At 62.3% G+C, this 12,588-nt stretch carries 11 protein-coding genes; 4 read left to right on the forward strand and 7 right to left on the reverse strand.

Features of this window, described 5'->3' with window-relative positions:
- The first annotated feature begins 17 nt into the window (after positions 1-17).
- The 3 genes from PPUTUW4_RS09485 to PPUTUW4_RS09495 all read left to right on the forward strand — a co-directional run bounded on the left by PPUTUW4_RS09485 (position 18) and on the right by PPUTUW4_RS09495 (position 4,040).
- Positions 18-1,757: an amidohydrolase gene (locus PPUTUW4_RS09485; RefSeq protein ID WP_015094423.1), complete on the forward strand. Its 1,740-nt coding sequence runs from the start codon at positions 18-20 to the stop codon at positions 1,755-1,757.
- 107 nt (positions 1,758-1,864) lie between these two features.
- The gene (locus PPUTUW4_RS09490) at positions 1,865-2,605 is read left to right on the forward strand and encodes a TorF family putative porin (protein ID WP_015094424.1); all 741 of its coding nucleotides are present in this window, start codon (positions 1,865-1,867) and stop codon (positions 2,603-2,605) included.
- A 46-nt stretch (positions 2,606-2,651) separates the two neighbouring features.
- The gene (locus PPUTUW4_RS09495; protein WP_015094425.1) at positions 2,652-4,040 is read left to right on the forward strand and encodes a cytosine permease; all 1,389 of its coding nucleotides are present in this window, start codon (positions 2,652-2,654) and stop codon (positions 4,038-4,040) included.
- A 152-nt stretch (positions 4,041-4,192) separates the two neighbouring features.
- On the opposite strand, the gene PPUTUW4_RS09500 is transcribed toward PPUTUW4_RS09495, so the two are convergent.
- The 7 genes from PPUTUW4_RS09500 to PPUTUW4_RS09530 form a co-directional block, all read right to left on the reverse strand.
- Positions 4,193-4,909 carry a L,D-transpeptidase family protein gene (locus PPUTUW4_RS09500; RefSeq protein WP_015094426.1) on the reverse strand — a complete coding sequence of 239 codons (717 nt, stop codon included), beginning with the start codon at positions 4,907-4,909 and terminating at the stop codon, positions 4,193-4,195.
- Positions 4,906-5,664, reverse strand: coding sequence for a M15 family metallopeptidase (locus PPUTUW4_RS09505; protein WP_041475003.1), 759 nt, complete (start codon positions 5,662-5,664; stop codon positions 4,906-4,908). The genes PPUTUW4_RS09500 and PPUTUW4_RS09505 overlap by 4 nt, the downstream gene beginning before the upstream one ends.
- 33 nt (positions 5,665-5,697) lie before the next feature.
- On the reverse strand, positions 5,698-6,687 hold the full coding sequence (gene lipA, locus PPUTUW4_RS09510; protein WP_015094428.1) for a lipoyl synthase: 990 nt from the start codon (positions 6,685-6,687) through the stop codon (positions 5,698-5,700).
- 166 nt (positions 6,688-6,853) lie between these two features.
- Entirely contained in the window at positions 6,854-8,110 is a 1,257-nt protein-coding gene (glyA, locus tag PPUTUW4_RS09515; protein WP_015094429.1) for a serine hydroxymethyltransferase, read from the reverse strand.
- A 32-nt stretch (positions 8,111-8,142) separates the two neighbouring features.
- Positions 8,143-8,526, reverse strand: a complete 384-nt coding sequence (gene gcvH / locus PPUTUW4_RS09520; protein ID WP_015094430.1) for a glycine cleavage system protein GcvH — start codon at positions 8,524-8,526, stop codon at positions 8,143-8,145.
- Positions 8,527-8,927: 401 nt separating this feature from the next.
- Positions 8,928-10,436 carry a sigma-54-dependent transcriptional regulator gene (locus PPUTUW4_RS09525; RefSeq protein WP_015094431.1) on the reverse strand — a complete coding sequence of 503 codons (1,509 nt, stop codon included), beginning with the start codon at positions 10,434-10,436 and terminating at the stop codon, positions 8,928-8,930.
- A gap of 68 nt (positions 10,437-10,504) precedes the next feature.
- Positions 10,505-11,419, reverse strand: coding sequence for a LysR family transcriptional regulator (locus PPUTUW4_RS09530; RefSeq protein ID WP_015094432.1), 915 nt, complete (start codon positions 11,417-11,419; stop codon positions 10,505-10,507).
- Positions 11,420-11,570: 151 nt separating this feature from the next.
- Between PPUTUW4_RS09530 and speB the strand changes: the two genes are divergently transcribed.
- Positions 11,571-12,572: an agmatinase gene (gene speB, locus PPUTUW4_RS09535; RefSeq protein ID WP_008049320.1), complete on the forward strand. Its 1,002-nt coding sequence runs from the start codon at positions 11,571-11,573 to the stop codon at positions 12,570-12,572.
- Positions 12,573-12,588 lie beyond the last annotated feature (16 nt).

Below are 12,588 nucleotides of genomic sequence, written 5' to 3' on the forward strand. Positions count from 1 at the left end.
AACTAGAGAGCGTTCCGATGCGATTGATTCCAAACCTGTTGGCCGCCGCACTGGCCTTGTCCTCGGTGCAGGCGATGGCCGCCGCTGACCTGGTGTTGTTCAACGGCAAGGTCTTTACCGCCGAACCCGGCCAGGCGCTGGTGCAAGCTGTTGCGGTGCAAGACGGCAAGATTCTGAAAGTCGGCAGTGATGCCGAAATCAACGCCTTGGCCGATGCCAAGACCCAGCGCATCGACCTGGCGGGCAAGGTGTTGATGCCAGGCATGATCGACACCCACAGCCACCCGGTGGTGGGGGCGTTCGACAGCATGAAGGCCAACCTGCTGGACGAAGTCAAACCGCTGCCGGAACTGGAGCAGTGGTTGATTGAAGAGGACAAGGCCGGGCGTGCCCGGGCTGGCGATGTGATCAGCGTCGCCGGGGTCAGTTCGGCCTATTGGGAAAAAAGCCGTGAACTGGGCAAGGTGTTCAATCAGGGGCGCTGGGCCGATCAGCCTGTCGTCTTCAGCGGCATCGACGGCCACACCGGTTGGGCCAACAACGCGATGCTCAAGCGTCTGAACATCGACGCGGCACTGGTCAAGAGCCTGCCGGAGAAAGAGCGCGGTTACGTCGGCCATGAAGCGGACTTCACCCCTAACGGCTACTTTGCCGAATCACGCTGGGACGTGGTGCGCAGCGCAATTCCCGCGCCCAGCCAGGAGAGCATGCTCAAGGCCGCGAAAGAGGCGGTGCGGGTCAACAACCAGTTCGGCATCACTGCGTGGATGGACGCCGCGGCGAACGGCGGCAGTGAGGACTCACTGTTCGATTTCCATGCCACCGCAGAAACCGTCGGCGTCCTGCCGTTGTACAAGGCGCTGGCGCAGAACGGCGAACTCAGCGCCCACGTCGCCGCGTTGATGGTCACCAACCCGAAGAGCAAACCGGCCGACCTGGAAGTGATCGACACGGTGATGAAGCAGTTCGAGGGCGTGCCTAACCTGACGTTCCCCGGCATCAAGGTCTTTGTCGACGGCATTCTCGAGTTCCCGGGGCAAACCGCTGCGGTCATCGTGCCGTACAAGAACAGCCACAAGGACGGACAACTGCTGACCGACCCGGCGCACTTCGGTGAACTGGTGGTGGCGGCGGAAAAGCGCGGCTGGATCGTGCACATGCACGCCGTCGGCGACCGCGCGGTGCGTGAAGCACTCAATGGCGTGGCCTATGCGCGCAAGCTCAGCCCGACCCCGGTGCCGCACAGCATCGCGCACCTGCAACTGGTCAATCCCAAGGAGTTTCCACGCTTCAAGCAGCTCGGCGTGATCGCCTCGATGCAATTGCTGTGGGCCACCGGCGAGTCCTACACCGTCGAACTGGTCAAACCCTACATCAGCGCCTTTGCCTACGGTTACCAGTATCCCGCGCGGTCCCTGCATGACGCAGGCGCAACGATTGCCGGTGGCAGCGACTGGCCGGTGTCGAGCGCCAATCCGTTCAACGCCATTGCCCAGGCCAGCACCCGCAAAGGTCCGTTGGGCGTACTTAATGCCAAGGAAAGCATCGACCGCAAGACCATGTTCTATGCCTATACCCTTAATGCCGCGAAAACCCTGGGCCTGGACAAGCAGATCGGTTCGCTGGCACCGGGCAAGCAGGCTGACCTGATCATTCTCGACCGCGATGTGTTCAAGGTCAGCGATGACGACCTGTTCGAAACCAAAGTCCTGAACACCTTCTTCGCCGGCAAGCAGGTCTACGCCCCCGCGTCCTGACCTGCGAACACCCGACATACGCAAACACCGCCAGCCCCTCGTCGCGCGAGGGGCCTGGCATCGCCATGCCTGAAATTCCCCGTACGCCATAACAACAAGAGAACTGTATGAACGCACTTTCAGCATTGACCCTCGCCGCACTGGCACTGGCCCCCCTGAGCAGCCACGCCCTGGCCCTCAACGATGACTTCAGCCTTGACATGACCCTGGGCGTGGTCAGCGACTACCGTACCCGTGGCATCTCGCAAACCCTGGGTGATCCGGCCGTGCAGGGCGGGGCAACGCTGCTGCACAGCAGTGGCCTGTACATCGGCGCCTGGACCTCCAACGTGGATTTCGGTGGCGGCTTCGATACCCGGCAGGAGCTTGAGTACTATGCGGGTTACTACTGGCAGGCGACCGAGGCAATCAGCCTGGACCTGGGCTACATCAAGTACGACTACCCGAAAAACTCCGAATTCAACCTCAGTGAGGTGTACGCCATTCTCGATCTGTATGGCGTCAAGCTCGGTGCCTATTACTCAAAGGACACACCGAACTTTTTCGGCGAGGACCAGGACACCCTTTACACCTACCTGAGCTACAAAATCGATCTGCCGGCTGAAGTCGGCCTGGACCTGCGCTTTGGACGCAACGATGTGAAAGACCCCGCGTTCTGGTCCGCCAGTGGCGATAACCGCGAGTCTTACTACGAGTGGGAGGCCAAGCTGACACGCGACTTCGTCGGCGTGACCTGGGGTCTGAGCTATGTCGACACGGACTTGTCGAAAAGCGAGTGCAGCAGTTGGTATGGCTATGACGACCTGTGTTCGGCGACCGTTGTAGCCAGTGCAACCAAGACCTTTTAGATTCCGTCCCTGACAACAAAAACAGTTCCACAAAGGAAACACTTTCATGAGTGCTCAACGCAGTCCCCTGATCGAGACCCGCTCGATCGATTTCATTCCCGAGGCCGAGCGTCACGGCAGCCTCTACAGCCAGTTCACCCTGTGGCTTGGCGCCAACCTGCAAATCACCGCCATCGTCACCGGCGCCCTGGCCGTGGTACTGGGCGGTGACGTGTTCTGGTCGCTGATCGGCTTGCTGATCGGGCAAGTGCTCGGCGGCGCCGTGGTGGCGCTGCACGCGGCGCAAGGGCCCAAGCTCGGGCTGCCGCAGATGATCTCCAGCCGCGTGCAGTTCGGGGTGTATGGCGCGGCGATCCCGATTGTCCTGGTGTGCCTGATGTACCTCGGTTTCAGCGCCACCGGCGCGGTGCTGTCGGGGCAGGCGATTGCTCAGTTGATCAGTGTCAGCGACAGCGCCGGCATCCTGATTTTCGCGGCGTGCATCGCGTTCCTGACGATCTTCGGCTATCGGGTGATTCACCTGGTCGGGCGGGTGGCCAGTGTGCTGGGCATCATCGCCTTCGCCTACCTGTTCACCCGGTTGATGACCCTCAACGACATCGGCCTGCTGCTCGACAACCGTCATTTCAGCTGGAGCACCTTCCTGCTGGCGGTGTCGCTCTCGGCGTCCTGGCAGATCGCCTTCGGCCCCTACGTGGCGGACTACTCGCGCTACCTGCCGAGCAAGACCTCATCGTGGAAAACCTTCACCGCCGTCGGTCTCGGCACGGTGCTGGGGGCCCAGGCTTCGATGGTGCTCGGGGTGTTCGCCGCCGCATTGGCCGGGGCGAATTTCCGTGGGCACGAAGTGGCGACCATTGTCGGCCTGGGCAGTAGCGGTGTGATCGCGTCCTTGCTGTACCTGAGCATTGTGTTCGGCAAGGTCACGGTGTCCACCCTCAACGCCTACGGCAGCTTCATGTGCATTGCCACCATCATCAGTGGCTTCCGTCGCCGCCTGGAAATCAGCGCCCGCCAGCGCATGCTGTTTGTGCTGCTGATCGTCGCGGCGTCCACCGCGCTGGCGTTGGCGGGGCAGTACTCGTTCCTCAACTCGTTCAAGTACTTCATCCTGTTTTTGCTGACGTTCTTCACCCCCTGGAGCGCGATCAACCTGGTGGACTACTACTTCATCAACAAGGAACGCTACGACATCCCGGCGCTGTCCGACCCGAACGGCCGCTACGGTCGCTGGAACGTGCTGGGGATCAGCGTGTACGTGATCGGCGTGTTGATCCAGCTGCCCTTTGTCGACACCCATTTCTACTCCGGGCCGATGGTTGCGCAACTGGGCGGCGTGGACATTTCCTGGATCGTCGGGTTGTTGGTGCCGGGGGTGATCTATTACGCGCTGGCCAAGCCGTCGATGAGTGGCGTGGTGGTTGAGCGGGGTTAACACCCGCATTTGTAGCGAGGGGGCTTTTGTGGTGAGGGAGCTTTTGTGGTGAGGGGGCTTGCCCCCGTTGGACGTGCGCGAGCAGGCCCATCTTTTGGGGCCGCTTCGCAGCCCAACGGGACAAGCCCCCTCGCCACAGGGTCCGGCGTTGACTAGCGCTTGGGGAGTTTCCAACGCTCACGCAGCGCCTCGTACTGCGCTTCAGGCAGTTGCACCAGCACCGGAGATTTTCTGGGGTCCAGCCAGTTGAACAAACGCCCGATATCCACCGGGTCCATGGCCGTACAGCCACGGGTCGGCGCCGTGGGGCCGCGCCAGATGTGGAAGAAAATGCACGAGCCGGCAGCGGGAGAGGCCGGGGTGTTGTGCTGGATGAAAATGCCCTGGCGGTACAACTCATCCGGGCGGCGCATCCGTTCGGAGCTGCTCCAGTCCTTTTCGACGACCGCGCCGTCGACCAGTTCGTTGTAGCGAGTCGATTGGCTGTCATCCACGCATTCTATGCTCGGTGTCAGCGACAGATAGGGCAGGCGGGTATCGGCCGAAAGCGCGTAGCCAAACGCCGTGCCCAGCTTGAACATGCCAGCTGGCGCCTTGCCATCGCCTTCCTGTTTGACCGGTCCTTCAGGTGGCCCGCTGTCGAGCAGCCCCTTGCCCCAGCCCATGCCGTTCTTGCCGAGAACGACGGCAAAGGGCGCTTCGAATTTGCGCAAGGTCTGCCCGTGCCGTTCATAGCGTTGGGCAGTACCCTGGATGTCATTCCAGCCGTTACTGGTGACCACGATCAGTTGGTCGCTGCCGTCGAGTCCCTGGGCCATGGCGGCCAGCGGAAAAAACGCCATCAACATGGCCTTGAGCAGATTGTTCATGGCGTGAACGGCGTGATCGGGAAGTCCATGACGTCCGGCTTCGGCGGATTGCCGCTGTACGTGAAGTGCCACCACTCGGCCGAATAACCCACAAAGCCTTCCTTGGCCATGGCACGGGTCAGTCGCTGGCGATTGGCCCTGGCCGTGGCGTTGATCAGCGCCGAGTCGGTGTGCGCGCGCTCATCGAAGCAATCGAAACCGGTGCCCAAGTCGAGCGCGCCGTCGTGCCAGCGCTCGCCGTAAGGCGCCGTGCAATCCACCGGTTTCACCGAAGGCGTCCAGGTGTCGGCGGGCAGGGTGTCGGGGCCGGTCATCGTCAGGTCGACGGTGTTGCCCCGGGAGTGATTGGACACCCGGGCCACATACCCCAGGCGCCAGAAGTCCTGCTTGTCGACCCGCGGATAGAACTCGGTCTTGAGCGGGTCGCCGGGTTCGCTGGCGAAGCGGCCCATGTCCGCCACCGCGCGGGTCGGGCGATAGCAGTCGAATACCTTCAGGCCGTAACCTTCGGCTTTCAGTGCGCTTTGCACTCGGGCCAACGCCTTTGCCGCGTCCTGCGATAGCAGGCACTCTGCCGCCTGGTAGCCGTCGAGCGGATGCCCGGTGAAATTGTGCGCGCTGGCGTAGCGGATGTCCTGCGCGATGCCCGGGTCGACGCTGCGCACATACAGCATGTGCCCGGGTTTTGGCTCGTCGGCCATGCACGGCAGGGCAAGGCTCAGGCACAGCAACAACAGACAGGGTGAACGCGGCATCGGGAACGGCTCCATGCATGACCAGTCACTCCATCATGGCTGGAAACCGCCGGCACCTCCATGAAGTTGTTGATCGGCGTGATAGGACGAGCGCACCAGCGGCCCGGACGCCACGTTCTTGAAGCCCATGCGCGTGCCTTCTTCGGCGAACCAGGCAAAGGTGTCCGGGTGCACGAAGCGCTGCACCGGCAGGTGACTGCGCGAGGGCTGCAGATACTGGCCGAGGGTCAGCATGTCGATGTCGTGCTCGCGCATGCGCTGCATGACTTCGATGACTTCCTCGTCGGTTTCGCCCAGGCCCAGCATCAGGCCGGATTTGGTCGGTACGTGGGGCACGGCGAGCTTGAACTTCTGCAGCAGGTCCAGTGACCACTCGAAGTCCGAACCGGGGCGCGCGGCCTTGTACAGGCGCGGTACGGTTTCCAGATTGTGGTTGAACACATCCGGCGGCTCAGTGGCGGTGATCGCCAGGGCCACGTCCATGCGTCCGCGATAATCCGGCACCAGGGTCTCCAGCTGCACGCCGGGTGACAGCTTGCGGATCTCGCGCAGGCAATCGACAAAGTGTTGGGCGCCGCCATCGCGCAAATCGTCGCGATCCACCGAGGTGATCACCACGTACTTCAGGCGCAGCTCGGCAATCGCCACGGCCAGGTTCATCGGCTCGTTGGTGTCCAGCGGCCTGGGCCGACCATGGCCGACATCACAGAACGGGCAGCGCCGGGTGCAGATGTCGCCCATGATCATGAAGGTCGCGGTGCCACCGGAAAAACACTCGCCGAGGTTCGGGCACGAGGCTTCTTCGCAGACGCTGTGCAGCTTGTGCTTGCGCAACAGTTGCTTGATCCGCTCGACCTCGGGAGAGATCGGCATGCGCACGCGGATCCAGTCGGGTTTGCGCGGGAATTCATCCGTGGGAATGATCTTCACCGGAATCCGCGCGACCTTGTCCGCGCCGCGCAGTTTGGTGCCGACTTCCACCTTGGCCGGGTGGTTGCCGGTCGATTCGACAATGGCGTTCATGGTGTTTTCCTTGTACAACAGGGTACTGAACCTGTGGGAGACCCTGTGGGAGCGAGCTTGCTCGCGATGAGGCCATTACATTCAGCATTGATGTTGAATGAAAGTCCGCCATCGCGAGCAAGCTCGCTCCCACAGGTTTTTTCCCACAGGGTTCTATGTTGTGTGGTCAGTCGCGATAGACCGGGAAGTCCGTGCACAGGGCGGCCGCCTGGCGGGCGACATTGGCTTCGATGTCGGCATCGCCCAGGTGATCGAGGATGTCGCAGATCCAGCCGGCCAGGGCGATGCTTTGCGCTTCCTTGAAGCCACGGCTGGTGATCGCCGGCGTACCGATGCGCAGGCCGGAGGTCACGAAGGGCGATTGCGGATCATTGGGCACGGCGTTCTTGTTCACGGTGATGCCGGCACGCCCGAGGGCAGCGTCGGCGTCCTTGCCGGTCAGGCCCTGGCGGATCAGGCTGACCAGGAACAGGTGGTTGTCGGTACCGCCGGACACCACGTCATAACCGCGCTCGATAAACACCTGCGCCATGGCCTGGGCATTGCGGATCACCTGCGCCTGATAAGTCTTGAATGCCGGCTCCAGCGCTTCCTTGAAGCACACGGCCTTGGCCGCGATCACGTGCATCAGCGGGCCACCCTGGCCGCCGGGGAACACGGCGGCGTTGAGCTTCTTCTCCAGCTCCGGGTTGGCCTTGGCCAGAATCAGACCGCCACGGGGGCCGCGCAGGGTCTTGTGCGTGGTGGTGGTGACCACGTCGGCGTAGGGCAGCGGGTTCGGGTACAGCCCCGTGGCCACCAGCCCGGCGACGTGGGCCATGTCGACGAAGAAGTACGCACCGACCTTGTCCGCAATCTGACGAAAGCGCGGGAAGTCCAGGGTCTTCGAATAGGCCGAGAAGCCGGCGATGATCATCTTCGGCTTGTGCTCCAGTGCCAGACGCTCGACTTCGTCGTAATCGATCAGGCCGGTGGCGGTGTCGATGCCGTACTGCACCGCGTTGTACAGCTTGCCGGAAAAACTCACCTTGGCGCCGTGGGTCAGGTGGCCGCCGTGGGCCAGGCTCATGCCGAGCACGGTGTCGCCCGCTTGCAGCAACGCCAGATAAACCGCGGCGTTGGCCTGGCTGCCGGAGTGCGGCTGGACGTTGGCGTAGTCGGCGCCGAACAGCTGCCTGGCGCGGTCGATGGCCAGTTGTTCGACCACATCGACGTGCTCGCAGCCGCCGTAGTAACGCTTGCCCGGATACCCTTCGGCGTACTTGTTGGTCAGGCCGCTGCCCTGGGCCTGCATCACCCGCTGGCTGGTGTAGTTCTCCGAGGCGATCAGTTCGATATGGTGTTCCTGCCGCGCATCCTCGGCATTCATCGCCGCCAGCAGTTCGTCGTCGTAGCCTTTGATCTGGTCGTGTTTGCTGAACATGGTGTGGTCCTTTTTCTGGGTTCGTGGGGGCTTCAAGCGTCGGCGTGTTCGGCGGTCAGGCGTGCATAGGCGTCTTGATCGAGCAAGTCGCTCAACGCCTCGACATCGACCGGTTTGAAGCGAAAGAACCAGCCTTCGCCCAACGGGTCTTCGTTGACCAGTTCCGGGCTGCTCTCCAGCGTGTCGTTGACCTCGACCACCTCACCGTCCAGCGGCATGCCGATGCTGCTGGCGGCTTTCACCGACTCCAGTACCGACACTTCAGCGCCGGCACCGAAGGCGCCCAGTTCAGGCACCTGAACGAACACCACATCCCCCAGCGCCTGCTGGGCAAACGCCGTGATGCCGACTGTGACCAGGCCATTGCTCTCAAGACGCAACCATTCGTGATCGACGGTAAAACGCAATTGGCTCATATCAACTCCTTATTGTTTTAAGGCTCGTGGCGGGGCGACGAGCGGGGTTGGAGGAGTGATAGCAAGGGCGGTGCCAATGTTTATTAGTCGTTTTAAATCAATGGCTTAAACTAATTTTTTAAGGCGCTGAAGATTTCTTCTGTATTGAAATCAATACGGGGCAGCCGGGCGGTGGACGCGGATGCCGTGATTGCGGTGTGAAGGGTTTTGTCTTGATTTCGCTACGCTGTATCGATTTGAAGACGGGGAGCCCGCGCGCGACTCAGTCCCCTGTGGGAGCGAGCTTGCTCGCGATAGCGGTATGACAGTCACATTGATATTGACTGACACTCCGTCATCGCGAGCAAGCTCGCTCCCACAGGGGAATGTGTTGTCGGTGACAATGTGTTCCGACAGATAACTCAGGGCTTGTTGGGAATCCCATATTTGCGCAGGCGAATCGCAATCGCGCTATGGGACGTCTGCAACCGTGCAGCGAGCAACCGACTGGACGGATAACTGCGATAAAGCTGTTCCAGCAGGTTCTTTTCAAAGTCGCCAACCGCTTCTTCCAGGCTGCCCACTTCACCGTCGTTTTGCCGCTCGACGGCGGTGCGGGCGATGTCGAGGTCATCGATGTCCACCAACGGATTCTCGCAGATCGCCGCCGCGCGAAAGATCACGTTTTGCAGTTGCCGCACGTTGCCCGGCCAGCGGTTGCCGAGCAGGGCGCTGAAGGTGCTCGGTGCCAGGCGACAGGCCGGTCGCTGGATCTGCGCGCAGGCCTGTTGCATGAAGTGATTGGCCATCAGCAGGATGTCGTGACCGCGCTCGCGCAGCGGCGGCACTTGCAGGTTGAGCACGTTGAGGCGGTAGAACAGGTCTTCGCGAAAACGTCCTTCGGCGACCATTTTTTCCAGGTCGCGGTGGGTGGCGCTGAGTACCCGCACATTGACCCGCACTTCCTTGTCGCCCCCCACCCGACGGAAGCAACCATCGCTCAAGAAACGCAGCAACTTGGCTTGCAGATAGGGCGACATTTCCCCGACTTCATCGAGGAATACCGTGCCTTGGTCGGCCAGTTCCAACAGGCCGAGCTTGCCGCCCCGTTGCGCGCCGGTGAAGGCGCCGGGGGCGTAGCCGAACAGCTCGCTTTCAGCGAGGCTCTCCGGCAGTGCCGCGCAGTTCAGGGCCAGGAATGGCGCGTCGTGACGCGGGCTGATGGCATGGCAGGCACGGGCCACCAACTCCTTGCCGGTGCCGGTTTCACCCTGGATCAACAGTGGTGCATCCAATGCTGCGACCCGTTGCGCGCGGGCCTTGAGCGCGCGGATCGGCGGCGATTCGCCGAGCAGCGCATCGAAGCCTTCAGCATGGTCGTGATGCAGTGCCGACAGGCGTTCGCCGATGCGATTGGGTTGATACAGGGTGAGCAGGGCGCCGGCGTCGGTGATCGGCATCGCGTCGAGGAGCAAGGTCTGGCCGCCGAGACTGACCTCGTGCATCGGCAGGCGGAAATGATGGGCGATCAGGGTGCGCTGCAAATCGGTATCGTCGAACAGGGCGGTCAGCGATTCACCGGCCGGTTCGCGGCCGCACAGGGCGATCAGCGCCGGGTTGGCCAGCAGCACATGACCACGGTCATCCACCGCCAGCACCGGGTCGGAACTGGCGGCCAGCAAGGCGTCCAGTTGCAGGCGCCGGCGTTGCCCCGGAAGGATGTCGACCAGGGTCACGGCCTGCACGCCGCGCACATCGAAAAGGGCTTCGCGCAACTCTTCGAGCACCTCGGCGCCGAGGGTCGGCGCATCGATGTAGACGTTCGGCGGGACCATCTCCACGGCGTCCAGGTTGAAACTGCGTCCACCGAGCAGGGCCAGCACTTCCTGGGTGATGCCGACGCGGTCGATGAAGGTGACGTGGATGCGCATGACGGGCCTGCAAGGTTGGCGAACCGAATCAGTATGCCCGGCAAAATTTCGATTTGGCGAGTGTCATATCACGGCTTGGCGGTTTTACGGGCGCTGGCGGCCAGGTCCTCGAGGAACGCCTGGAGGATGGGCGGCGGTGCCGTACCGCGCCGGGTGATCACATCGAAGGGTGACTTCAGGCGCAGGCTCGCGGCTGCCAGTTGATGCATCTCGCCGCTCTTGACCCACTGGCTGGCGAAGTGCTCGGGCAGGAAGCCCACATAGGCGCCGGAGATGATCAGGATGGCCGAAGCCTCGATGTTATCGACGGTGGCGGCTGCCTTGCTCACGCCCAGGTGCTCGAGGTCGTATTGCTGCATGTAGCCGCGCACGACGATGCGCCCGGCAGCGACTTCCTCGAGCAGTTCCGCACCTTCAGCCTGGCTGCCAAACAGCGGATGGCGCCGTCCGCAATACAAGCCCAGGGCTTCCTGGTACAGCGGCGATTGCAGCAGCCCCGGCACATGGATCGGGAAGTGCCCGATGGCGAGATGGAGTCGACCGTCGAGCACCCGTTCTTCGAGTTCCGCCGGGGTACCGACGTACACGTTCAGGTGCACGTCGTGGCCGCGGGAAACGAAGCGCTGGGTGGTGCGCGGGATCGGCGAGTCGGGGTCGGTGATCGTGGTGTCGATGATCCCCAGGTTGAGCTTGCCGCTGATGTGCTGCTTGAGCACGTCGGCGTCCATGCAGAAGTTTTCCACCGCCGACAGCAGGCGCTGGGTGGCTTCATGAATCGCCACGCCCTGTTCGGTCAGGCGAAAGCCGCTGCGCCCGCGCTGGCAGAGTTTGACCCCCAGGCGGGTTTCCAGGTGGGTCATCTGCTCGCTGATGGTCGACTGCCCGGCATTCAGCGCCGCCTGTGCAGCCGAGAAGCCGCCGCAACGGACAATCGTGGCAAACACCCTGAGCAGTTTCAGGTCGACATCGTGCAGCTGGATCATCTTGGACCTCCGGCCTGTGGACGCATCGGGAATGCCGATATGAGTATCTGATGTTTAGCATTTTTTCCACGAAAACCTGCGCCCATAGTCTTTCCAACGGCGGTCGCCTTGCAGTCCGCCAGGCCGATAACAAGAAGTGGAGAGGCTAGAAATGTCGAACAACGGTTATGAATCCGGTCGCCTGAACCTGCCATTCGTGGGTCATTGCACCTTTGGCAAATCCCCGGTGTGCACCGATTGGGACGCACTGGATGCCGACGTCGCGGTGCTGGGCGTGCCCAACGACATGGGCACCCAGTGGCGCTCCGGCGCACGCTTCGGACCCCGCGGTATTCGTGAAGCATCGACGCTGTTTTCCTTCGGCCACGCCGGCGCCTACGATCACGAAGATGACGTGATGTACCTCACCGCATCGGATGTGCGCATGGTCGACGTCGGTGATGCCGACATCGTCCACACCGACATGGCCACCAGCAACAAGAACACTGAATACGCCGTGCGCAAGATCCTCGACGCCGGCGTGATGCCGGTGGTGCTCGGCGGCGACCACTCGGTGCACGCGCCGGTGATCAAGGCCTTCGAAGGCCGCGGCCCGATCCACATCATCCACTTCGATGCGCACCTGGATTTCGTCGACGAGCGCCACGGTGTGCGCTACGGCCACGGCAACCCGCTGCGCCGTGCATCCGAAATGAACCACATCGTCGGCATGACCCAGATGGGCATCCGCAACGTATCGTCGTCCAACCGTGACGATTACGAAGCGGCCCATGAAGCCGGCTCGAAAATCCTCTCGGTACGTGACGTGCGCCGCCTCGGCGTCGAGGGTGTGCTGGCGCTGATCCCGCAGAACATCAACTACTACATCACCATCGACATCGACGGTTTCGACCCGTCCATCGCCCCCGGCACCGGCACCCCGAGCCACGGCGGCTTCCTCTACTACGAAGTGCTGGAAATCATCCAGGCCCTGGCCAAACGCAGCAAGGGCAACATCGTCGGTATGGACCTGGTGGAAGTGGCGCCGGTGTACGACCCGACCGGCATGACCTCGATCCTCGCCGCGCAACTGCTGCTCAACAGCATCGGTTTCATCTTCCACGAGCGCGGCAAGGTGCGTGCGGCCGCCGAGAGCGAAACAACTCCAGCCTGATCATCGAAACCATAAA

It is taken from the genome of Pseudomonas sp. UW4 (assembly GCF_000316175.1).
GTDB lineage: Bacteria > Pseudomonadota > Gammaproteobacteria > Pseudomonadales > Pseudomonadaceae > Aquipseudomonas > Aquipseudomonas laurylsulfatiphila.

Excerpts from the sequence above, each read along its gene's own strand:
- PPUTUW4_RS09505 (WP_041475003.1), bottom strand. The coding sequence starts at position 5,664 with ATGCCGCGTTCACCCTGTCTGTTGTTGCTGTGCCTGAGCCTTGCCCTG.
- gcvH (WP_015094430.1), bottom strand. The coding sequence starts at position 8,526 with ATGAGCCAATTGCGTTTTACCGTCGATCACGAATGGTTGCGTCTTGAG.
- PPUTUW4_RS09490 (WP_015094424.1), top strand. The coding sequence starts at position 1,865 with ATGAACGCACTTTCAGCATTGACCCTCGCCGCACTGGCACTGGCCCCC.
- PPUTUW4_RS09495 (WP_015094425.1), top strand. The coding sequence starts at position 2,652 with ATGAGTGCTCAACGCAGTCCCCTGATCGAGACCCGCTCGATCGATTTC.
- PPUTUW4_RS09525 (WP_015094431.1), bottom strand. The coding sequence starts at position 10,436 with ATGCGCATCCACGTCACCTTCATCGACCGCGTCGGCATCACCCAGGAA.
- PPUTUW4_RS09485 (WP_015094423.1), top strand. The coding sequence starts at position 18 with ATGCGATTGATTCCAAACCTGTTGGCCGCCGCACTGGCCTTGTCCTCG.
- glyA (WP_015094429.1), bottom strand. The coding sequence starts at position 8,110 with ATGTTCAGCAAACACGACCAGATCAAAGGCTACGACGACGAACTGCTG.
- lipA (WP_015094428.1), bottom strand. The coding sequence starts at position 6,687 with ATGAACGCCATTGTCGAATCGACCGGCAACCACCCGGCCAAGGTGGAA.
- PPUTUW4_RS09530 (WP_015094432.1), bottom strand. The coding sequence starts at position 11,419 with ATGATCCAGCTGCACGATGTCGACCTGAAACTGCTCAGGGTGTTTGCC.
- speB (WP_008049320.1), top strand. The coding sequence starts at position 11,571 with ATGTCGAACAACGGTTATGAATCCGGTCGCCTGAACCTGCCATTCGTG.
- PPUTUW4_RS09500 (WP_015094426.1), bottom strand. The coding sequence starts at position 4,909 with ATGAACAATCTGCTCAAGGCCATGTTGATGGCGTTTTTTCCGCTGGCC.